Origin of the sequence: Ideonella azotifigens (assembly GCF_021043325.1) — a bacterium.
In the GTDB taxonomy this organism is placed as follows: Bacteria; Pseudomonadota; Gammaproteobacteria; order Burkholderiales; family Burkholderiaceae_C; genus Ideonella; species Ideonella azotifigens.
Map to the genome: position 1 here is coordinate 611,959 of NZ_JAJNKD010000002.1, position 20,744 is coordinate 632,702.

17 protein-coding genes are annotated in these 20,744 nt (G+C 69.2%); 11 read left to right on the forward strand and 6 right to left on the reverse strand.

The window, feature by feature from the left end:
• The first annotated feature begins 164 nt into the window (after window positions 1–164).
• From LRH25_RS07435 to LRH25_RS07455, 5 genes are all read left to right on the forward strand, one after another.
• Complete coding sequence (locus tag LRH25_RS07435; RefSeq protein ID WP_231010582.1) at window positions 165–2,753, forward strand: ATP-binding protein; 2,589 nt, start codon at window positions 165–167, stop codon at window positions 2,751–2,753.
• Between the two features lie 163 nt (window positions 2,754–2,916).
• Window positions 2,917–3,075, forward strand: a complete 159-nt coding sequence (locus tag LRH25_RS07440) for a hypothetical protein (RefSeq protein WP_231010583.1) — start codon at window positions 2,917–2,919, stop codon at window positions 3,073–3,075.
• A 63-nt stretch (window positions 3,076–3,138) separates the two neighbouring features.
• Entirely contained in the window at window positions 3,139–4,170 is a 1,032-nt protein-coding gene (locus LRH25_RS07445) for an ATP-binding protein (RefSeq protein WP_231010584.1), read from the forward strand.
• A gap of 233 nt (window positions 4,171–4,403) precedes the next feature.
• Window positions 4,404–4,559 (forward strand): hypothetical protein, encoded by a 156-nt coding sequence (locus LRH25_RS07450; RefSeq protein WP_231010585.1) that lies wholly within the window; start codon window positions 4,404–4,406, stop codon window positions 4,557–4,559.
• A gap of 147 nt (window positions 4,560–4,706) precedes the next feature.
• Window positions 4,707–7,331: an ATP-binding protein gene (locus LRH25_RS07455; RefSeq protein ID WP_231010586.1), complete on the forward strand. Its 2,625-nt coding sequence runs from the start codon at window positions 4,707–4,709 to the stop codon at window positions 7,329–7,331.
• Between the two features lie 15 nt (window positions 7,332–7,346).
• On the opposite strand, the gene LRH25_RS07460 is transcribed toward LRH25_RS07455, so the two are convergent.
• Window positions 7,347–8,684 carry a DUF6445 family protein gene (locus tag LRH25_RS07460; RefSeq protein WP_231010587.1) on the reverse strand — a complete coding sequence of 446 codons (1,338 nt, stop codon included), beginning with the start codon at window positions 8,682–8,684 and terminating at the stop codon, window positions 7,347–7,349.
• A gap of 125 nt (window positions 8,685–8,809) precedes the next feature.
• Here LRH25_RS07460 and LRH25_RS07465 point away from each other — a divergent pair, with 125 nt between their 5' ends.
• The 4 genes from LRH25_RS07465 (at window position 8,810) to LRH25_RS07480 (ending at window position 11,925) form a co-directional block, all read left to right on the forward strand.
• On the forward strand, window positions 8,810–9,268 hold the full coding sequence (locus LRH25_RS07465; protein WP_141285241.1) for a hypothetical protein: 459 nt from the start codon (window positions 8,810–8,812) through the stop codon (window positions 9,266–9,268).
• A 4-nt stretch (window positions 9,269–9,272) separates the two neighbouring features.
• A complete protein-coding gene (locus LRH25_RS07470) occupies window positions 9,273–10,181 on the forward strand; it encodes a DUF2145 domain-containing protein (protein WP_141285239.1) in 909 nt (302 codons plus the stop codon).
• A 246-nt stretch (window positions 10,182–10,427) separates the two neighbouring features.
• Entirely contained in the window at window positions 10,428–10,706 is a 279-nt protein-coding gene (locus LRH25_RS07475; RefSeq protein ID WP_141285237.1) for a helix-turn-helix domain-containing protein, read from the forward strand.
• Complete coding sequence (locus tag LRH25_RS07480) at window positions 10,696–11,925, forward strand: type II toxin-antitoxin system HipA family toxin (RefSeq protein ID WP_141285235.1); 1,230 nt, start codon at window positions 10,696–10,698, stop codon at window positions 11,923–11,925. Before LRH25_RS07475 ends, LRH25_RS07480 begins: the two co-directional genes overlap by 11 nt.
• A 6-nt stretch (window positions 11,926–11,931) precedes the next feature.
• Here the strand turns inward: LRH25_RS07480 and pepF are convergent, their stop codons facing one another.
• Window positions 11,932–13,854, reverse strand: a complete 1,923-nt coding sequence (gene pepF, locus LRH25_RS07485) for an oligoendopeptidase F (protein WP_141285233.1) — start codon at window positions 13,852–13,854, stop codon at window positions 11,932–11,934.
• 393 nt (window positions 13,855–14,247) lie between these two features.
• On the opposite strand from pepF, the gene LRH25_RS07495 reads away from it, so the two are divergent.
• The gene (locus LRH25_RS07495) at window positions 14,248–14,829 is read left to right on the forward strand and encodes a rhodanese-like domain-containing protein (protein WP_141285231.1); all 582 of its coding nucleotides are present in this window, start codon (window positions 14,248–14,250) and stop codon (window positions 14,827–14,829) included.
• Window positions 14,830–14,954: 125 nt separating this feature from the next.
• Here the strand turns inward: LRH25_RS07495 and LRH25_RS07500 are convergent, their stop codons facing one another.
• The 4 genes from LRH25_RS07500 to LRH25_RS07515 all read right to left on the reverse strand — a co-directional run bounded on the left by LRH25_RS07500 (window position 14,955) and on the right by LRH25_RS07515 (window position 18,163).
• On the reverse strand, window positions 14,955–15,644 hold the full coding sequence (locus LRH25_RS07500; protein WP_141285229.1) for a hypothetical protein: 690 nt from the start codon (window positions 15,642–15,644) through the stop codon (window positions 14,955–14,957).
• Window positions 15,645–15,750: 106 nt separating this feature from the next.
• Window positions 15,751–17,064 carry a sensor histidine kinase gene (locus tag LRH25_RS07505; RefSeq protein ID WP_141285227.1) on the reverse strand — a complete coding sequence of 438 codons (1,314 nt, stop codon included), beginning with the start codon at window positions 17,062–17,064 and terminating at the stop codon, window positions 15,751–15,753.
• On the reverse strand, window positions 17,061–17,726 hold the full coding sequence (locus LRH25_RS07510; protein WP_141285247.1) for a response regulator transcription factor: 666 nt from the start codon (window positions 17,724–17,726) through the stop codon (window positions 17,061–17,063). Before LRH25_RS07510 ends, LRH25_RS07505 begins: the two co-directional genes overlap by 4 nt.
• A gap of 86 nt (window positions 17,727–17,812) precedes the next feature.
• Window positions 17,813–18,163 (reverse strand): type II toxin-antitoxin system prevent-host-death family antitoxin, encoded by a 351-nt coding sequence (locus LRH25_RS07515; RefSeq protein ID WP_375140555.1) that lies wholly within the window; start codon window positions 18,161–18,163, stop codon window positions 17,813–17,815.
• A gap of 136 nt (window positions 18,164–18,299) precedes the next feature.
• On the opposite strand from LRH25_RS07515, the gene hsdR reads away from it, so the two are divergent.
• Window positions 18,300–20,693 (forward strand): EcoAI/FtnUII family type I restriction enzme subunit R, encoded by a 2,394-nt coding sequence (gene hsdR, locus LRH25_RS07520; protein WP_141285223.1) that lies wholly within the window; start codon window positions 18,300–18,302, stop codon window positions 20,691–20,693.
• Window positions 20,694–20,744: the final 51 nt, after the last annotated feature.

Consider the following 20,744-nt stretch of genomic DNA (forward strand, 5'->3'; position numbering starts at 1 on the left):
CAGGGTCAAGCCGCCGCTTCGCCAGCGTGTAAAACCGGCCGCCGGCCTGCATTTGTCATCGCGATTGCAGAGGCGCGGCTGCCGGCCAGCCGGCACAATTCGGCGAGCCGCCAGCGCGGGGTGCACCGACCCTTCGGATGAGCGCCACGCCCACCTTCCCGCCCATGTCCGCCCTGCCCGCTTCCCCCACCGCACCGCTGAGCTTCACCCGTTTCGAGATCCGGCCCGCAGAGCGCCTGTTGCTGAAGGATGGCCAGCCGGCCGAGCTGGGCGCACGCGCCTTCGACCTGCTGCTGGCGCTGGCCGAGCGGCGCGAACGCGTGGTCAGCAAGCACGAGCTGCTGGAACTGGTGTGGCCCGGGCTGGTGGTCGAAGAGAACAACATTGCGGTGCAGGTCAATGCCGTGCGCAAGCTGCTGGGGCCGGACGTGGTGGCCACCATCCCGGGCCGTGGCTACCGCTTCACTGCGGCGCCGCTGGGCGAATCCGCCGCCCCCTCGCGGCCTGCCGAGGCTGTCACAGCGGAGGTCGGGCCATCCGTCCCCGCGCCTGCCCGCCTGCCCACCAACCTGCCGCGTGTACTGCAGGCCTTGCGTGGCCGCACCGAGGACCTGGCCGCCCTGGGCGCGCTGCTGGACCAGCACGAGCTGGTCAGCGTCATCGGCGCCGGCGGCATGGGCAAGACGCTGCTGGCCCAGCACCTGCTGGCCGGCCGGCGCGAGGCCTATGCGCACGGTGTGTGCTGGGTCGAGCTGGCCACCTTGACGGACGGCAACGCGCTGCCGGGCGCCATCGCCCACGCCGCCGGCCTGCGCCTGGGTGCAGGCCAGCCGCTGGCCGCGCTGGCGGCCAGCCTGGCGCCGCTGCAGCTGCTGATTGCACTGGACAACGCCGAGCACCTGCTGGACGAGGTGGCCCGGGTCTGCCAGGCGCTGGCGGACGCGGCCCCCGGGCTCAGGCTGCTGGTCACCAGCCAGGCGCCGCTGAAGCTGCCGCTGGAGCGGGTCTACCGCATCGGCCCACTGGCCGTGCCGCAAGGCCCGCTGCCGGCGGCCCAGGCGCTGGAGTTCAGCGCCGTGGCGCTGTTCGCCGAGCGTGCCGCCACGGCGGATGCACGCTTCCAGCTGAACGATGCCAACGCCGCGGCGGTGATCGAACTCTGCCGCGCGCTGGACGGCCAGGCGCTGGCCATCGAGCTGGCCGCCGCGCGCGCGTCCACGCTGGGCGTGCAGCGCCTGGCCAGCGCCATGCAGGACCGGCTGCGCCTGCTCACCGGCGGCCGCAACCGCGCCGCGCCGCCGCGCCAGCAGACCCTGCAGGCCGCGCTGGCCTGGAGCCATGGCCTGCTGGCGCCGCGTGAGCAGACGGTGTTCCGCCGCCTGGCGGTGTTCCACGGCAGCTTCTCGCTGGAGCTGGCGCAGCAGGTGGTGGCGGAAGGTGCGGACCTGGACGAATGGGACGTGGTCGAGGCGCTGGGCGAGCTGGTCGAACGCTCGCTGGTGGCCATCATCGAAGACGAGCACGACAACGGCCAGGGCCTGCCGCGCTACCGCCTGCTGGACTCGCCGCAGGTCTACGCCCGCGAGTTGTTGCAGGCCGCCGGCGAGCTCGAGGCGCTGCGCCAGCGCCATGCCTTCGCGCTGGCCGCGCGCTTTGCGCAGGAGTGGGACCGCGCCTTCAGCGGCGAGCTGGGGTTGCAGGCCTGGGCGCGCCAGCTGCTGCAGGACAGCGGCAATGCGCAGGACGCCCTGGCCTGGCTGCTGCAGGCCGGCGACGCGCGGCGCGCGCTGCAGGTCGGCATCAGCTGGCTGCTGGCGCTGCCCAACATGCGCCATGCCGAGCGGCAGGCGCTGGCGGCCAGCTGCGAGACGCTGCTGCCGCAGATCGACGACCTGGCGCTGCAGGTGCGGGGCTGGTTCACCTTGTCGCGGGCCGCCGGTCTGCTGAGCAGCCGCGACGTGCTGGCGAAGTCCGGGCAGGCCCTGGCGCTGGCGCGCCGCCTGGCCGCCGAGGTGGGTAGCGAAGCCACCCGCTGGTTGCTGTATGCCGCGCTGGGCAACCTGCTGGTGCGACGGATGATGGCCGACGACGAAGCGGGCACCGTGACGCCCGAGCTGCTGGCCGAGCTGCGCACGCTGGAAGACCCCCGCTGGCCGGCTGCGCGGCGCATTTTCCAGGGCGTTCCGCGCGACCTCATGCCGCAGCGCCTGGCGTTCAGGGCCGTGCTGCGGCAGCAGTGGCGGCTGCAGGACGAGGCCGGGGCCGACACCTTGCTGCTGCGCTCCAACCTGGTCGACGCCGAACTGCTGGCCGGTGACACCGAAGCGGCGCTGCAGCTGGGCGAAGCCTTGCTGGCCGACGTGCAAGGTTCGCGCGACGACTACCTGCTGATGGCCGTGCGCATGAACCATGCGGTGGCGCTGCTGCGCTCGGGCCGGCTGGCCGAGGCGCGGGAGTTGCTGGCGCTGGGCTGGCCCTCGGCGTTGCGCCTGACGTGGTACCCCTCCTATGCCGATCATCTTGCGCTGCTGCTGGCGCTGGAAGGCCGCTTCGAGCCGGCGGCGCAGCTGGTGGGCTATGCCGACGCCGCCGTGAGCCGCGAGGACCAGTTCCGCCAGGGCAACGAGAGCGATGCCGTCGAACGCGCGATGGCACTGGCGTTGGCCGCGCTGGGTGAAGCGCAGTGCCAGCGCCTGCGCGACGAGGGCCGCAGCCTGGGCGACGAACAGGCCGCGGCGCTGGCAGGCATCTGAGAGCCGCCACGGCGCGCGTTTAAGAAGGCTTAAGGCCAGGCTTCAGGCCGCTGAAGGACGGCGGGGGCCCCGGCGGGCGACAGTCGAGTCCATGCTGAAACGCGTCGAGATCGACGGGCTTCACCGGATCGACCCACCCACCCAACCGCCCCTGGAGCCCGCCATGAACGCCAACCGCAACACCACCCGCCTGTTCTCCGCCGTCGCTTCGCTGGCCATGACCTTCACGCTGCTCAGCAGCATGTTGGGCCTGGCGTCGCACGAGCAGGCGGCCTCGGCCGGCCTGCTGGCCCAGGCGCCTGCCGCGGCCTGGCTCGCCTGAGCCGCTCCGTCGTGGAAGTCCCTGCCGAGGCCGGCGGCTGTTGCCGCTGGCGGCCCCCGGTGCATGGCTGACAGCCCCGCGGCCCTGTGCCTGCCACAGGCGCTGAAGCCGCCGCGGGGGCCGCTGCATGGCCGCAGCGAGGACCTGGCCGCGCTGGCCGCGCTGCTGAACCAGCACGCGCTGGTCAGCGTGGTGGCCGCCGGCGGCATGGGCAAGACACGGCTTGCCCGGCATTTGCTCGCCAGGCTCGCGCCGCGCCATGCCGATGGTGCGTGCTGGATCGCGCTGGCCGCGCAGGGCGACGTGGTGCAGGCCATCGCCGGCGCGGTCGGCCTACCGTTGTCAGCGGGCGACCCGCTGGCGCAGCTCTGCGCCGCGCTGGCCCCGCTGTCGCTGCTGATCGCGCTGGACGCAGCCGAGCACCGGCTGGAGGCCACCGCGCGTACCTGCCAGGCGCTGTTGGCCGCGGCGCCGGGGCTGCGCATCGTCGTCACCAGCCACGTGCCGCTGATGCTGCCGCTGGAGCGCCTGTACCGCCTGGGCCCGCTGGCGGCGCCGCAAGGGCCGTTGCCGGCGGCGCGCGCGCAGGGCTTTGCCGCGGTGGCGCTGTTTGCCGAGCGCGCCGCGCAGGCCGACCCCCGCTTCAGCCTGACCGACGCCAACGCCGCGGACGTGATCGCGTTGTGCCGCGCGCTGGACGGCCAGGTGCTGGCGCTGGAACTGGCCGCCGCCTGCCTGCCGGAGCACGGTGTGGCCGAGCTGGCCGCCTCGCTGCAGCAGCGGCTGCGCCTGCTGATCGCCACGCGCAACCGCATCGCGCCCGCGGCGCGCCAGCAGACGCTGCGCGCGATTTTCGACATTGGCCATGCGCTGCTGGCGCCGCAGCAGGCCGCGGTGTTGCGCCGCCTGGCCGGGTTGACGGGCCACTTTGACCCCACGCATGCGGCGCTGGCCGACGTGCCGAACCTGCCCGCAGTGCTGGCCGCGCTGGCCCGCCGCGCGATGCTGGCACTGGACAGCGCGCCTGGCGAGCCGCTGCAGTACCGGCTGCCCGATGCGCTGCGCAGCATCGCGCTGGCGCTGCAACCCGCTTGAGAAAACGAAGGGCCGCTCCCGAGTTTTCTCAACCCCCTCGGGGGGCCTGACGCGCAGCGGCAGGTCTGGGGGCGCCCTTCAACGTGCCGCTTCAAAACGCTTAAGCGCCGGTTTCAGCGCGTTTCAGGCCACTGAAGGACGCAGACCGGCGCCGGCGGCGACAGTGAGGCCACGTTGAAAGCAGCCGCGAAACGGTTGCCACCCGCCCACCCCACAGTTCCGAGGAAGCCATCATGAACACCCAAGCCACCACCCGCCTTTTCTCTGCCGTCGCTTCGCTGGCCGTCACCTTCGTGCTGCTGACCAGCGTGCTGGGCATTGCCGGCCACGAGCACGCTGCTGCGCAAGGCCTGCTGGCCACTGGCGTGCAGGTGAGCCAACTTGCTTGAGCCGCGCCTGGCCGGGACGTGTAAAGCTGCTCAGTGGAGTGGCCTGTCCTTGGCTTTGTGGAAACGGGCTGCGCGCCGGCCCGGCAGAATGCCGCACGCCGTCGGTGAGGGACACCCTGTCTCTCGGATGTGCTGGTCGCTGTGACGATGTCGCCTACGCCCCCTGATTCTTCGCCGCCAGGCGCGCCGCTGCGCTTTGCCAGCTTCGAGATCCGCCCTGCCGAGCGGCTGTTGTTGAAAGCCGGCCAGCCGGCCGAGCTGGGCACGCGGGCCTTCGACCTGCTGCTGGCGCTGGCCGAGCGGCGCGAGCGGGTGGTCAGCAAGCACGAACTGCTGGAACTGGTGTGGCCCGGGCTGGTGGTCGAAGAGAACAACATTGCGGTGCAGGTCAATGCACTGCGCAAGCTGCTGGGCGGCGACGTGGTGACCACGATCCCTGGCCGTGGCTACCGCTTCACCGCGCCAGCCGACGCACCTGCGCCCACAGCCGCCGCACCCGCGCCGGTGGCAGCGGCGCAGCCCGCCGAGGCCCAGACCAAGACGCTGCCGACCAACCTGCCGCGCGTGCTGCAAACTCTGCGCGGCCGCACAGAAGACCTGGCGGCACTCGGCGCGATGCTGGACCAGCACGAGCTGGTCAGCATCGTCGGCGCCGGTGGCATGGGCAAGACGCTGCTGGCCCAGCACCTGCTGGCGCGCCACAGCGAGGCCTATGCGCATGGCGTCTGCTGGGTCGAGCTGGCCACGCTGGACGACGGTGCCGCGCTGCCCGGGGCCATTGCCCACGCCGCCGGCCTGCAGCCTGGCCCTGGCGAGCCGCTGGCCGCGCTGGCCGCCGCGCTGGCGCCGCTGTCGCTGCTGATCGCGCTGGACAACGCCGAGCACCTGCTGGAAGCCGTGGCCGAGGTTTGCGCCGCGCTGGTCCACGCAGCACCCGGCCTGAAGCTGGTGGTGACCAGCCAGGCGCCGCTGAAGCTGCCGCTGGAGCGGGTCTACCGCATTGGCCCGCTGGCGGTGCCGCAAGGGCCGCTGCCAGCCGCGCAGGCGCTGGGCTTCAGTGCGGTGGCGCTGTTCGCCGAACGCGCGGCGAATGCCGACGCCCGCTTCACGCTGACCGACGCCAACGCTGCCGACGTGATCGACATCTGCCGCGCACTGGACGGCCAGGCGCTGGCCATCGAGCTGGCTGCCGCGCGTGCCCCCACGCTCAGTGTGCAGCGCCTGGCCAGCGCGATGCAGGACCGGCTGCGCCTGCTCACCGCCAGCCGCAACCGCAGTGCGCCGCCGCGCCAGCAGACGCTGCGCGCCGCGCTGGCCTGGAGCCACGGCCTGCTGGCCCAGCGCGAGGCCGTGGTGTTCCGCCGCCTCGCAGTCTTCAACGGCAGCTTCTCGCTGGAGCTGGCGCAGGCCGTGGTGGCCGAGGCGGGGCCGGAGGCCGAGGCCGCGGGTCTCGATGAATGGGGTGTGGTGGACGCTTTGAGCGAGCTGGTGGACCGCTCGCTGGTGGCGCTGGCCGAAGCCCAGCACGACATGTCCGACCTGCCGCGCTACCGGCTGCTGGATTCGCCGCGCGCCTATGCGCAGGAGCAGTTGCAGGCTTCAGGCGAGGCCGCGGCGCTGAAGCAGCGCCATGCCGAGGCGGTGGCTGCGCATTTCGAGGCCGAATGGGCGCGCAGCCACAGCGGCGAGCTGGGCCTGCAGGCCTGGGAGCGCCAGCTGCTGCAGGACGCTGGCAACGCGCACGATGCGCTCGCCTGGCTGGACGCCGCCGGCGACGCGTGCCGCGCCTTGCAGATCGCCAGCACTTGGCTGCTGACGATGTCGGTGGTGATGGAGGCGGAGCGGCTGGCGTTGGTCACGCGCTGTCATGGCTGGCTGGCCCGGCTGGGCGACGACGAGGCCTTGGCGCTGCAGGCCCGCTGCCGGCTGATGATCGGCCGCCGCGGTGCCAACGACCTGGCAGAGGCCGAGCTGGCGCTGTCTATCGCGCGCCGGTCCCATGCGCAGCAACCCGACCGCTGGCTGCTGTACGCCACCTTGTCGCATTACGTGCTGCGCCGCGCGCTGATCCTGTCGGCCGAGGCCGTGGTGCCGGAAATGCTGGCCGAGCTGGCCGCACTGGAAGACCCGTCCTGGCCGCCGCACCGCCGGCTCTGGCGCACCGAGCCCTTGGGCCTGCTGGGCCTGGTGCAGGGCGGTGCAGCGGCGGCGCAAGGCCTGCGCCTGCTGCGCGAGCACCTGGTGCTGGTGCAGGCGGCTGGTGGCAACGCGACGATGGTGCTGTTCAACCTGGTCGATGGCGAACTGAGCAACGGCGACGCCGAAGCGGCGGTGCGCACCGGCCAAGGTTTGCTGGACAGCCTGGAAGGCCAGCGCGACGCACACCGTTTCAAGATGATGGTGCAGATGAACCTGGCTGCCGCGCTGCTGCGACTGGACCGGCGTGCCGAGGCGCGCGCGCTGCTGCACAGCGGCTGGCCGGTGGCGCTGCGCTTCGAGTGGTATCCCTCGTATGCGGATCACCTCTCGCTGCTGCTGGCGATGGAGGGCCAGCACGCGCTGGCGGCGCGTTTGCTGGGCTATGCGGACGCGGCAGTGGCCCGCGAATCGCAGATCCGCCATGTCAGCGAGATCGACTCGGTGAGCCAGGCCACGGCGCTGGCCAGCGCGGCGCTGGGCGAAGCGGTGTTCCAGCAGCTGCGCAAGGAAGGCCAGGCGCTGGCCGACGAGCAGGTCGCGGCGCTGGCCTTCAGCGCCTCGCCTGGCATCTGAACAAGCCTCTTGAATTCAGCGCTGCCCTTCGAAGTGAAACAGCTGGACCAGCCGGCCGTTGGCCAGTGAGTCGCCGAACAGGCCGCTGATCGCGTGGAAAAAGTCGCTGCGGAAGACGATCAGGCGGTTGAAGCGCATGGGGATTTCGAACAGCCACTCCCAGGTCGCGTCGCGCTGGCGTTCCCAGTCGGCAAAGCTCTGCTTGCGGTTGGGCGGCAGGTGGCGCTTCTGGAAGTCCAGGAAGCTGGCGTAGCCGCCGGCCTTCAGCGTGGCGGCGTCTGGCCGGCCGACCCAGCCGGTGGCGCGGTGGCGGTAGAAGCTGGTGCCGCCCTGGCAGTGCTCGGGCAGGCTGAGGTAGAGCACGCCGCCGTAGATGTGCGGCTGCGTCGGGCTGTCGACATGCACGTCGGCGCGTGCGGCGTCCGAGGCCAGGCTGGCGCGCAAGGCGCCGGTGTCTGGCGAGTCCCATTTCAGCGGCTGGCCCAGCCAGTCGGCGATGCGCTGCATCGCGTCCATGCAGGGCTTCGGCGGGGTCTGAACGCCGGGGAAGTTTGCGCCTTGCTGGTAGGTTGCGGCTTGTTCGCACAGCGCCAGGGCCTGGGCGCGGAAGGCCAGCGGGTCGGGCAGGAAATCGTCGATGACCAGCAGGTCGCGCTCGGCGGCAGCAGCCTCCAGCGCGGCCAGGTCCAGGCCGGGCGCGGCGCGCAGCAAGGGCGCGGCGGCAGGGCGCGGCATGGCGAGGCCGGGTTGCACAAAGCCCAGCGTGAGGCGCTGGCGTGCGGTGTCTGAAAGTGCGTAGGCGCTTTCGGCGCTGGCCAGTGCTTCGTTTGCCGCCCAGCGCTGGTACTGCAGACGGGCCAGTGCTTCGTGCCATTCGGCGCGTGCCGGGCCGGTGTTGATCGCCTGTTGGTAGCTGGCTTCGGCTTCGGCGGCTTGGCCCAGCGCCTGTTGCAGGCCGGCCAGTTCGGCGCGGGCTTCGGCGTCTTCCGGGCGCAGCGTGCAGGCTTGCGCAAGCTCAGCCGCGGCGTCGGCCAACTGGCCCTGGCGGGCGAGCGCGGCGGCCAGGTTGACGCGGTAGTCGGCGGCGTCCGGATGCTTGGCGATGGCGTCGCGCAGGAAGGCGATGCCGATGTCGGGCATGCCCAGGCCCAGGTAGCAGACGCCGGCGAGGTGCAGCGCTTCGGCATGCGCCGGCTCGGCGGCCAGGATGGCCTGGTAGCGCGAAAACGCGTCCTTCAGCCGGCCCTGCGCATGCAGCTCGCGGCCCTGCGCCAGCAGGCGTTCGACATCCACCGCGGGGCGGGCTGGCTTGGCGACATGGCCGGGGGGGCGCGGGGGGCGGAAGGGCAGCATGGCGGCGGAACCGGGTGGCGAAGACGGGACGCGTGATTGTCACGGACGGTCACCAGCGCGTGCTGTGCGTGGTCAAGCGTTCACCTGGAACCGCTATGCTTGCGGCCTTCTTCCCGGAGAGCCGAATGACGATGTTTGCCCGAACCCTTGCCGCGCTGTCGGCCGCCACCCTGGTCGCCTGGATGCCGGCGCACGCGGGCAGCTTCACGTCTTCCGCGTCGTCGGCGGCGTCCGACTCGGTGGGCAGCGTGTCCGACTCTTTCCGCGGTTCGAGCAACTCCTCGTCCAACGACCGCCAGGCCGCCAACGGCCACTACGAGATCCAGCAGGTGCTGGCTGTGGCCGGCCAGCCGGGCCGCGTGCAGCTGGCGCTGAAGTCGCTGGACCGTGACGGCGAGACGCTGACGCTGGAGCTGCCGCAGTTGACGCTGGCGCGCGCCCAGCTCGGCTCGGGCGACGTCATCACCGCCACGCCCCGTCCCTACGGCACGCAGTTCGCGGTGGCCGCCAGCAACGAAGCGTTTTTCCTGGTCGTCGAAGATGCCTGGCTGAACGAGCTGCCCAGCCGCCCGGTCACGCTTTGACGCCTTGACGCGAGGTTCCTGGGGCGCACTGCCTGGCGCGTGCCTGATCCTGCTGGCGGGCACGGCCAGCGCCAGCTCGCTGCAGTTCTGCGACCTGCCGGCCGACCTGAACGGCGCGCAGCAGGACCGCATGTTCCGCTTCGCCGCGGTGGTGCGGCAGGTGCTGCAGCAGTCAGGCAGCAGTGCGGCCATCATCGCCCGCTCCGGCCAGAACCTCGAGCGCTTCGGCCAGCGCTATTCGCACACCGGCGTGGCCTTGGCCGACAGCGCCAACGGCCCGTGGTCGGTGCGCCAGCTGTACTACGCCTGCGACGAGAAGATGCCACGCCTGTTCGACCAGGGCGTGGCCGGCTTCATCTCCGGCACCGACAAGCCCGATGAAGGCTATGTCTCGCTGCTGCTGCCCACGCCCGAACAGGCCGAAGTGCTTGCGCGCCTGGCGCTGAGCAACGCCGAGGCCTTGCGCCTGCTGGGCGCCGACTACAGCGCCAACGCCTTCCCCTTCAGCACCCGCTACCAGAACTGCAACCAGTGGGTGGCCGAGCTGCTGGCTGCCGCCTGGGGCCCGGTCGCGCTGCAGCCCGAGCAGCCGCGCGAGCGCGCCCAGGCCTGGCTGTCCGGCCACGGCTATACGCCCACGCTGATGGACGCCAGCGCGCCCTGGCTGGCGCTGGTCAAGCCCTTCATTCCGTTTGTGCACGACGACGACCATCCGACCGAAGAAGCGGAGAGCCGCATCTACCGCGTCAGCATGCCGGCTTCCATCGAAGGCCTGGTGCGCGACAACGCGCCGCAGGTCCAGCGCGTGGAGCTGTGTCATGCCGGCACGCGCGTGGTGGTGCACCGCGGCTGGTCGCCGCTGGGCGCGGCCTGTGAGCCCGGTGAGGGCGACGAGGTGCTGGCGCTGGACTAAGCCAGGACTTTGACGGGCTTGGGTTGCGCAGTCCCGACCGTGGTTCAAATAAATGGGGTCAGAGTCAATTTATCCTTACGACCCTTGGGTGGCGCGGCCGTCATCTCCTGGATAAATTGACTCTGACCCCATTTATTTGCGCTGCGACGGTTGCGGCGCAGGATTCGGGCGACGAGGCGCGGGATTGAGGAGTGCAGTGTCAGTCATGGCGTGCACACTCAGTCATTTCGTGCCAATATGCCAGTTATGACTGACACGATTCGCCTGCCGGACGAACTGGGCCGCCTGCTCAAGGCCCGGCGCGAGGCTGCCGGCCTGAGCAAGAAGGATCTGGCCCAACGCGCTGGCAAGGTGCGCGAGGTGATCTATCGGCTGGAAGACGGCGAGGACGTCACCGTGTCTTCGCTGCTGGCCGTGCTCTCTGCGCTGGGGCTGGCGTTGCGCGTCGAGAAGGTGGGCATGCCGTCGGCCCAGGAGGTGGCGGCGCGCTTCAACGACGACGAGGACAGCAGCGATGCTGCCTGAAAAGGTCCGGGAGCTGGCGGTGGCCATCAATGGCACGGCCGCTGGCCAGTTGATCAAGCGCTCGGTTTACGAATACCGCTACCTGGATCCGCGGCCGGACCAACCCGTCGTGGCGCTGCTGATGCCCGCCAGCGAGCAAGCCACCTGGCAGGATGGCGACCTGTTCGCGGTGATGGACCAGAACCTGCCCGAGGGCGATCTGTTCATGCGGCTGCGGGCCTTGTTCCCGAAGCAGCCGATGACGCCGATGCATTTGCTGGCGCTGGTCGGTGCCAACGGCATTGGCCGCCTGGGTTACGCATTGCCCGGCGCCGAACCCACGCTGCCCGCGCCGGCCATGGACCGCGCGACGCTGCTGAAGACGGCCTACACGCCCAAGGTGTTCGACGAGCTGGTGCGCGCCTACCTCAGCACCGGCGCCGGCATTGCCGGCATGCAGCCCAAGATCATGGTGCCCGAGCGGCCCAAGGTGCCGGTACCGTCCTTGATCGTCAAGGCGGCCAGTCCTGCCTACCCAGGCCTCGCTGCCAACGAATACCTGTGTCTCAAGGCCGCGCAGCGGGCGGGCATTGCCACACCCGTTTTCGAGCTGTCGGACGATGGCCAGATGCTGGTGCTGGACCGCTTCGACCTCGTGGTCCAGCCCGACGGGCGCATCGAGCGTCTGGGTTTCGAGGACATCGCCGCATTGGCCGGGCTGCGGGTGCGTGACGTGCTGTCGGACCGCAAGTACCAGGGCAGCTACCAGCGCGTGGCCGAGCTGCTGAAGCAGTTGCAGCTGCCGCGCGATAGCTTGCACCGCTTCTTCGAGCAGGTCGCCTTCACGGTGATGGTGCGCAATGGCGACGGGCACCTGAAGAACTTCGGCGTGCTCTACCGCTCGACGCGAGAGGCCTGGCTGGCGCCGATGTTCGACGTGGTGACCACCGCCATCTACCGCTACACCCGCTACGAGGGCGGCCCCGAGCTGGAGGACCGCACGCTGGCACTGAAGCTGTTCGCAGGCCGGCACCGCGGCAAGGCCTATCCGACGACCGAAGAGCTGATCCAGTTCGGCCGCAAGGTCTGCGAGGTGAGCCAACCGGCGCAGGTGCTGCAGCGCATTGCTGCCGCAATGGCCGAGGTGCTGGCCGAAGCCCGCGGCGACACGCGGGTGCCGCCGGGGCTGCTGGGCGAGATGGCCGTCGCCTGGGAAGACGGCATGGCCTACGCGCGCTGACCCCGCTCAGCGCGGAATCTTCGCCGCTTCCACTTCCATCTGCGAGACCAGCGCGTCCAGCTGGTCCACCACGGCCTGCACCGTGGCGCGCTGGGTCAGGTCCACGCCGGCCTGCTTGAGTTCGGCCATCGGGTGGTCGCTGCCGCCCGCCTTGAGCATGTTCAGGTAGCGGGCGGTGGCAGCCTTCTTGGCCTCTTCGGTGCCGGTCGTCATGCCCTTGAACAGCTGGGCCGAGGAGGCGAAGCAGGTGGCGTACTGGTAGACGTAGTACGGCGAGTGGAAGAAGTGCGGGATGCGGGCCCAGGTCCACTGGTAGAAGTCGTCCACCGTCACGGCGTCGCCGTAGTAGGTCTTCAGCAGGCCGGCGTAGAGCTTGTTCAGCACCTCGGTGGTGACCGGCTCGCCCTTCTCGACCAACTGGTGCGCCTGCAGCTCGAAGTCGGCAAACAGCACCTGGGTGTAGAAGGTGCCGATGATGCTGTCCACGGCGTGCTGCAGCAGCAGGAAGCGCTCTTTCGGGTCGGTGGTCTTCTTCAGCAGGGTTTCGAGCAGGAAGCGCTCGTTGGTGGTGGAGGCCACCTCGGCGACGAAGATGGTGTATTCGGCGGTGCTGTAAGGCTGGGTCTCGTAGGCCAGCACGGTGTGCATCGCGTGGCCGCCCTCGTGGGCCAGCACGAAGGCCGCGTCCATGGTGTCGTTGTAGTTCAGCAGCTGGAACGGGCCCACGCCGTACACGCCGGCGCTGTAGGCACCGCTGCGCTTGCCTTCGTTTTCATAGACGTCGATGCGGCCGCCGGTCATGAACTTCTTGTAGCGCTGCACATAGTCCTCGCCCAGCGGCGCAACCGACTCCAGCACCAGGCCCAGCGCCTTCTTGTATGGATAGCTCTCGCTGCTGGCGAACAGCGGGCGCGAGCTGTCGTACAGGTGGTATTCGCCCAGGCCCATCAGCTGCTTGCGCAGCCTGGCGTAGCGCTGCAGCGGCGCGGTGCCGGCGCGGGTGGTTGCCACCAGCGTCTCGACCACGCTGCGCGGCACGTTGTTGTCGCTCAAAGCAGCGTCCAGCGTGGTGGGGAACTTGCGCGCCTGGGCGTTGAACCAGTCGCGCTGCAGGATGCCGGCGTAGATCGCGGCATAGGTGTTGGCCTGGGCGCCATAGGTGCCCACGTGGGCCGCGGCGGCCTTGGCGCGGTCGGCCTGGTTGGCGTTTTTCGACAGCAGGCCCTGGTAGTTGCCCGGGCTCAACAGCACGCTCTGGCCGTCGCTGGTGGTGATGGTCGGGAACTTGATGTCGGAAGTGCTCAGCTCGTCATAGGCGTTCATGCTGGCGCGGCCGACCGGGCCGGCCAGCGAGAGCAGCTGCTCGCCCTTGGCGTCCAGCACATGCGCCTGCTTGCGGAAGCTGTCGGTGATGCCGAAGGCGTAGGGCTTGAGCGCCGGCGTGGCGGCCAGCCAGCCCTTCACCTTGGCCTGTGGCAGCGTCAGCAGTTCCGGCTGGAACCAGGCCGAAGCCGCGTCGAACCTGGCGAACACCGCCAGCGCGCGCTGGAAGCGGCCGGCCACTTCCTGGTCCCGCCCGTCGGCATCCTTCTGCAACTGCGGGTAGGCGTACAGCTTGGTCTGCAGCTTGCCGATCTCGTCCATCGTCTGGTAGGCCTTCAGCAGCGCCGCCGGGCCCTTTTTCAAGCTGCCCTGCAGCTTGCCGAAGTCCGCCATCAAGGCTTCCATGCGCTGCATGTCGGCGTCCCATGCGGCCCAGTTGGCGTAGATGGCCGTGAAATCCCAGCGGTATTCGGCAGGAATCTCGCCACGCACCCGAGTGGCGGGCTTGTCGCCTTCGGCAGCGAGGCCGGGGAAGGCGGCGGCGGACAGGGCCAGGACGGCAGCGGTGGCGCACAGGGTGCGCAGCAGGGGGGGACGACGGGGCATGAAGTGGCGGCGTCCCTCGTGAGGACGCGCGGCTGGGAAATGAAGGCGGCAGTCTCGCCGGGCGCGGAGGCCGGCGTCAAGCAAGGGCCGCTGTGTCAGGCAGATGAGGTGAGCCGCCAAGGCGCTCCGGACTTGCCCCAGCTGTTGCGACCGGCCCACTGTCACACCGGGGCGCTCGCTCACCTTGGGCCCCGGGCGCTATCGTCGCTGCACATCTTGTTGGCGCCCAGCAGTATGGGCGGAGAGGCTCGTCGGGACCTCTTTCGGGCGGCGTTCACGCGACGCCTGCAACGTGGGTGGCTCTCTCACCTGCGGCCAGGCGCCAAGGCGCTCCGCGCCGCGAACATCAACCAAGAGGATGCTTCGATCCGTCGGAGCGTGGGAAGAAAGCACATGAAGAAAGCGATCCTTTGCCTGGCCGCGGTCCTGTCCGTGGCCTCCGCCTTTGCGGGCGGCTACCAGCCGGTGGACGTCAGCAAGCTGCCCGAAGCCAAGCAGAGCAAGCTCGGCCTCTACCTCTCCGCGCCCGAGGCCTACAAGATGAAGACCGAGGGCGGCGCGCACGTGCTGTTCATCGACATTCGCACCAAGGGCGAGTTCCAATTCCTCGGCACCCCGTTGGTCACCGACCAGAACATTCCCTACATGGAGCTGGACGACCCGGTCAGCTGGGACAAGAAGAACAACCGCTACGCGATGTCGCCCAACTCCGACTTCGTCAGCGCCGTGGCCGCGCTCGCCGCCCGCATGAACGACAGCAAGACCGACGCCGTCATCCTGATCTGCCGCTCCGGCGACCGCTCCTCCCGCGCCGCCAACCTGCTGCAGGAGGCGGGCTACACCAAGGTGTATTCGGTGGTGGACGGCTTTGAGGGCGACATGGGGCCGACTGGCCGGCGGGATGTGAACGGCTGGAAGAACGCGGATCTGCCGTGGTCGTACAAGGTCACCGAAGGGCAGGCATACACGCGCTGAGCTGCCGGTAACTCCGGCCGGCCGCCCAGGGGGCCGTGGCGCAAGCGTTGCAGCGGCTCGAAGGCATGACGCAGTCGCAGAGGCACTGCGCGAACGCCTCGATGCGAGGCAGGCGCAGCTTGGGTTCAGAGCGCGCACTGGCCGTTGCCACCGTCACGAATGTAGTAGTCGGTGGACAGGCTGCCGTTGGCCGCAGAGATGACGTTCACGCCCGCTCTGAGGAAAACCGGCGTGTGGGGTCTCTGGGCGCTCAACTGCGTCAGCGGGATGTTGTTGACCGACACGTTGAGCAGGTAGCCGCCGTTGTCGAACAAGTTCACGTACGGCTGCAGCTGGCCGGTGCCAGGATTCTGAGCACACCCTGGCGTCACGGTCGCGTACGACTTGCTGCTGGCGGCGTATTCGAGCGTGCCGTCAGCGCTGAAGGTGTTGCCCGAGGTGTCTGGCAGGCTGCACTGCCCCGGGGTCACCGCGAAGGCATACGTGTCCGCCAGCCTCTTGTTGAGTGCGACGACGACGGTGTTGTTGCCATCGGCGAGCCAGACGTCGGCAACGGGGTCGGTGGCCACCACCGTCTTGAGCCGGGTCCCGTTGAGCGCCACGGTGGCGCTCGCGCTGGCTTTGGGGTTGTAAAGGCCGGCCTGCACCATCGGCGCCGTCACGCCGGTGTCCGGGTGGGCGCTGCACTGGACCGCGCTGGAGGTGAATGTCTTGCCGCTCTTGCCGACTTGAATGGAGGCGGCGAAGGCCGATGTGGCCGTCCCGGCCGCGATGAACGCGGCCGCGGCGGTGAGCAGAAGCTGTCTGGATTGCATGTGCGATGCCTCGTGTTGAATGCCCGGGCGTCCGCAGAAGGGGACGTCATGCCGCGTTTGTAGAGGGCAAGGCTAAGTTCAAGCTGAACGGGCGGCGCCGGCTTCGTCAACGGGGCAGCCGGACCTCTACCTCCAGCCCGCCGAGCGATGCCGAGGGGCGAAACAGCAGGCTGCCACCGGCCGCATCGGCAATGTCTCGCACGATGGCCAGGCCGATGCCGTGGCCCGGCCGGGTTTCGTCGGCGCGCAGGCCGCGTGCCCCCAGCGTGTCCAGCAGGTCCGGTGCGCAACCCGGGCCGTCGTCGGCAACGACGATGCACAGCCCATCGCCCGCCTCGATCACGATGCGCACCCGCGATGCGGCCCACTTGCAGGCGTTGTCCGCGAGGTTGCCGATCACCTCGAGCAGGTCCTCGCGATCGAAGGGCAGCACCCGCTCGGGGGCCTGCCAGCGGATGTCGAGCGTCTTGCCGTGGTGGATGCGCGCCAGCATCTGCACGAGGGCCGGCAGTTCGGCGCGGGCATCGAAGCCCGGGCCTGAGCGCCGGTCGCCGGCGATGCGTGCGCGCGTCAGCTCGCGCTCGATGCGTACTCGGATGGCCTCGATCTGCTCGTGCAGCGCCTGCCGCAGATCGGGGTGCGCATCGAACAGCGGATCCTCCGTCAGCCTCAGCAGCCCGGCCAGCGGCGTTTTCACGGCGTGCGAGAGGTTGCCGATGGCGGTGCGCGATTCGTGCAGGCGTCGCTCGACGAAGCCCATGAGCCGATCAATTTCCTCCAGCAGCGGCCGGATCTCCTCGGGCGCATCCGTGGTGTCAACCGGCGCGATGCCCTTCGGCAGCCGGAGGATGGCGTCGCGCGCCTGTTCCACGGAGTGCAGCGCGCGCAGGATCTCCAGGCGCTGGATGGCCGCCGATGCCAACAGGATGGCAACCGACGCGGCGAGGAACAGCAGGCGAAACGCCAGCAGCTGCGCCTGCAGCGCGCTGAGGTCCTCGCCCACGGCCATGTCGATCACCGCATCGCCCAACTGCAGGCGGCGCACCAGCACCAGCAGCGGCTGCCCGAACGGCCCTTCCACACGCGTGACCGATTCGCTCGCGGCGGCCGGCAAGGCGAAGGGCCGCGCGTCGCCGAAGGACGGCGAAACGAGCGCCGTGCGTGCGGAGCGCAGCACGAAGTAGTGGCCGGAGCCCGGGCGCCCGTAGATCTGGCCGACCCGCGAGAAGTCCACGCTGACGCCCTGGTCCGGACGGACGGTGATCGCTGACGCCAGCGAATCGGCGTCGTGTTGCAGCCGGGTGGCCATTTCGCTCTCGTCGACATGGACGATCATCCGGTCGGCGATGAGCCACTGGCTGAGCAAACCAATGACCAGCACGATCACGACCCGGTGCAGCCGCCGGCGCAGCGAGGTCATGGCGTTCCGTCGAACACGTAGCCCTGGCCGCGTCGCGTGCGGATCAGGTCCTTGCCGATCTTGCGGCGCAGCCGGTTGATGTAGACCTCAATGACGTTGCTGTCGGGGTCCATGTCGCGCTCGTAGACGTGGTCGCCTAGCGTCGACTTGGACACCACCTGGCCGCTGTGGACCATCAGGTAGCGCAGCAACCGGAACTCCAGCGCCGTCAGCGGCTCGGTCCGCACGCCATCGACGATCGCCGCCTGGTGTTCCTGGTCGAGCTCCACGCCCTCCCGGCTCAGCCGAGGGGGATGCCCGGCACCGCCGCGCCTGAGCAGCGCCTGCAGGCGAGCAAGCAGTTCTTCGAGATGAAAAGGCTTGCCGAGGTAGTCGTCCGCCCCGGCCTTGAGTCCGGCCACGCGCTCGTGCCATTGGTCGCGCGCGGTCAGCACAATGACCGGCATGAGGTGCCCAGCGCTGCGCCAGCGCCGCAGCACCTCCAGCCCGGACAGTCGTGGCAGGCCGAGATCGAGCACCACCGCGTCGTACGTCTCGCTGGCGCCGAGGAACTCGCCGTCCACGCCGTCAGCGGCGACGTCAACGGCGAAGCCGCTGCGCTCCAGATCGCGCTTGAGCGTGTCGCGCAGCAGCGCGTCATCCTCGACCACCAGCACGCGCACGGATCCTCCTTGCGCCAGCGCGCCAATTGCGGCACACCCGCTGGCGGCAGTGGACACCCAGCGGGGCAACCAGGGCTTGCTGGCGATCAAGCATTCATCATGAGCACTCCCAGGCATGCCGCTTCACATCCGGCCCGAGGAACTCGAGAAGACGCGCGAGCGGCCGGTGCTACCTTGCCTGTCGCCACGTCCTGGTTGCCCAGTGCGAGGATATCCAGCCGCGCCAAGGTCTCCTGGGTCTCCTCGAACGAGGCGACGTCCTGCAGCACGTCCTTGGCCTCACTGTTTTGCGTGATGAGCAAGGGTTCTCGCTGCTCCGCCGGTCGCGCCAACACTTCGGCGGCATTGGCCTTGAGGTCGCCGATGGGCTTGGCCGATGGGCTTGGCTTGAGATGAGCAGCGCATGGCGGTGCTCCCTGAAATTCCGGCAGGACCAAATGGCGTCTTGATGGTTCTATTGCGAAATGCGTTGAGCGACACATTGCGCCATCGCGGCCTTCGCCTCACCAAAGGAACCGATGGGCCCTGCAACTGGATGTAAATGCATTCAGAATGCATCCAGGGGGACGAAGGGTGGACAAGAAATCGTTATCCGAACGGGACATCTGCACCAAGTTCATTGCGCCTGCCATTGCGCAGGCCGGGTGGGACATTCGGCGGCAGGTGCGCGAGGAGGTCACCTTCACCAAGGGCCGTGTCATCGTGCGTGGCAAGCTGCACACACGGGGCCAGGCCCGGCGGGCCGACTTCGTGCTGTACCACCAGGCCAACCTGCCCATCGCCGTCATCGAGGCCAAGGACAACACCCACGGCCCGGGCGAAGGCATGCAGCAGGCGCTGGACTATGCCGAGTCACTGGACGTGCCCTTCGCGTTCACCAGCAATGGCGATGGCTTTGTCTTCCATGACCGAAGCGGCACGGGCTCCCTGGTTGAAACCCACCTGTCGCTGGACCAGTTCCCCAGTCCCGCCGAACTTTGGCAACGCTTTTGCGCCTGGCGCGGGCTGGACGCCACCTCGGCGCCCAAGGCCCAGGTGCCCTACTACGACGATGGCTCCGGCCGTGCGCCGCGCTACTACCAGGTCAACGCCATCAACCGCACGGTGGAGGCGGTGGCGCGCGGGCAGGACCGCGTGCTGCTGGTGATGGCCACCGGCACCGGCAAGACCTACACCGCGTTCCAGATCATCTGGCGGCTTTGGAAGAGCCGGCAGGCCAAGCGCATCCTGTTCCTGGCCGACCGCAACATCCTGGTCGACCAGACCAAGAACAACGACTTCAAGCCCTTTGGCGCGGCGATGACCAAGATCGCCGGCCGCAAGATCGACACCAGCTACGAGATCTATCTGTCGCTTTACCAGGCCGTTACCGGTGCCGAGGAAGACAGGAACATCTACAAGCAGTTCTCGCCCGAGTTTTTCGACCTGATCGTGGTGGACGAATGCCACCGCGGCAGCGCGGCCGACGACTCAGCCTGGCGCGACATCCTGAGCTACTTCAGCAGTGCGACCCAGGTGGGCCTGACCGCCACGCCCAAGGAAACCAAGGATGTTTCCAGCACCTTCTACTTTGGCGAGCCGGTCTACACCTACAGCCTGCGCCAGGGCATTGAAGACGGCTTCCTGGCGCCGTACAAGGTCGTGCGCATCGATTTCGACCGTGACCTGCAGGGCTGGCGCCCGCCCAAGGGCATGCTGGACAAGCACGGCCAGCCGATTGAAGATCGCATCTACAACCTCAAGGACATGGACCGTGGGCTGGTGCTGGAGATGCGCACCCAGGCCGTGGCGACGAAGGTGACCGAGTTCCTGAAAGCCTCGGACCCATTCCAGAAGACCATCGTCTTCTGCGACGACATCGACCACGCCGAGCGCATGCGCCAGGCGCTGGTGAACCTGAACCCCGAGCGGGTGCGCGAGAGCCGCAAGTACGTGATGCGCATCACCGGTGACGACCCCGAAGGCAAGGCCGAGCTGGACAACTTCATCGACCCCGAGAGCCGCTACCCCGTCATCGCCACCACCAGCAAGCTGATGACCACCGGCGTGGACGCGCAGACCTGCAAGCTGATCGTGCTGGACCAGCACATCCGGTCCATGACCGAGTTCAAGCAGATCATCGGCCGCGGCACCCGCATCAACGAGGACTACGGCAAGTTCTGGTTCACGATCATGGACTTCAAGAAGGCCACCGAGCTGTTTGCCGACCCCGCCTTTGACGGTGACCCGGTGCAGATCTACGAGCCCAAGGCAGACGAAACACCGGTGCCGCCCGATGAGTTGACCGGTGGCCCTGGCGGTGAAGGCGTGCCAGGCGGGCCGGGGGACGGCGACAGCAGCGGCGATGGCGAAACGGGCGGTGACGGCGGTGGTGGTGAAGGCCGCAAGCGCTACGTCATCGGCGGCGATGTGAACGTGCACATCGTGGCTGAGCGGGTGCAGTACTACGGTGCAGACGGCAAGCTCATCACCGAATCGCTGCGCGACTACACCCGCGGCTGCGTGAACAAGCAGTTCGCCACCATGGATGCCTTCCTGCGCCGCTGGAACAGCGCCGAGCAGAAGAAGGCGGTGATCGACGAGCTGGCCGCGCAAGGCGTGCTGTGGGAGGCACTGCAGGAAGAGGTGGAGGCCAAGCTTGGCAAGCCGCTGGACGCCTTCGACCTGATCTGCCACGTTGCCTTTGACCAGCCGCCGCTGTCCCGCCGCGAGCGCGCCGAGAACGTCAAGAAGCGCAACTACTTCGCCAAGTACCAGGGCGCGGCGCGCCAGGTGCTGGAAGCCCTGCTCGACAAATATGCCGACACCGGCATCGAGCCCATCGAAGACCTGAAAATCCTGCGTTTGCCGCCGTTCAGCCAGATGGGCGCGCCGATGGAGCTGGTGCAGGCCTTTGGCAGCAAGGCCGGCTACACGCAGGCCGTCGCCGAGCTGGAAGCGCAGCTGTACGAGCTGCGCAAAGCCTGAAGCGTTCCGCTGGTTAGCATGGCGCCGCCACGCTGCGGCGCGGCACGGGCA

What these genes read in the sequence shown, in the direction of transcription:
- LRH25_RS07435 (WP_231010582.1), top strand. Translation starts at nt 165, where the DNA reads ATGTCCGCCCTGCCCGCTTCCCCCACCGCACCGCTGAGCTTCACCCGT.
- LRH25_RS07440 (WP_231010583.1), top strand. Translation starts at nt 2,917, where the DNA reads ATGAACGCCAACCGCAACACCACCCGCCTGTTCTCCGCCGTCGCTTCG.
- LRH25_RS07445 (WP_231010584.1), top strand. Translation starts at nt 3,139, where the DNA reads ATGGCTGACAGCCCCGCGGCCCTGTGCCTGCCACAGGCGCTGAAGCCG.
- LRH25_RS07450 (WP_231010585.1), top strand. Translation starts at nt 4,404, where the DNA reads ATGAACACCCAAGCCACCACCCGCCTTTTCTCTGCCGTCGCTTCGCTG.
- LRH25_RS07455 (WP_231010586.1), top strand. Translation starts at nt 4,707, where the DNA reads ATGTCGCCTACGCCCCCTGATTCTTCGCCGCCAGGCGCGCCGCTGCGC.
- LRH25_RS07460 (WP_231010587.1), bottom strand. Translation starts at nt 8,684, where the DNA reads ATGCTGCCCTTCCGCCCCCCGCGCCCCCCCGGCCATGTCGCCAAGCCA.
- LRH25_RS07465 (WP_141285241.1), top strand. Translation starts at nt 8,810, where the DNA reads ATGACGATGTTTGCCCGAACCCTTGCCGCGCTGTCGGCCGCCACCCTG.
- LRH25_RS07475 (WP_141285237.1), top strand. Translation starts at nt 10,428, where the DNA reads ATGACTGACACGATTCGCCTGCCGGACGAACTGGGCCGCCTGCTCAAG.
- LRH25_RS07480 (WP_141285235.1), top strand. Translation starts at nt 10,696, where the DNA reads ATGCTGCCTGAAAAGGTCCGGGAGCTGGCGGTGGCCATCAATGGCACG.
- pepF (WP_141285233.1), bottom strand. Translation starts at nt 13,854, where the DNA reads ATGCCCCGTCGTCCCCCCCTGCTGCGCACCCTGTGCGCCACCGCTGCC.
- LRH25_RS07495 (WP_141285231.1), top strand. Translation starts at nt 14,248, where the DNA reads ATGAAGAAAGCGATCCTTTGCCTGGCCGCGGTCCTGTCCGTGGCCTCC.
- LRH25_RS07500 (WP_141285229.1), bottom strand. Translation starts at nt 15,644, where the DNA reads ATGCAATCCAGACAGCTTCTGCTCACCGCCGCGGCCGCGTTCATCGCG.
- LRH25_RS07505 (WP_141285227.1), bottom strand. Translation starts at nt 17,064, where the DNA reads ATGACCTCGCTGCGCCGGCGGCTGCACCGGGTCGTGATCGTGCTGGTC.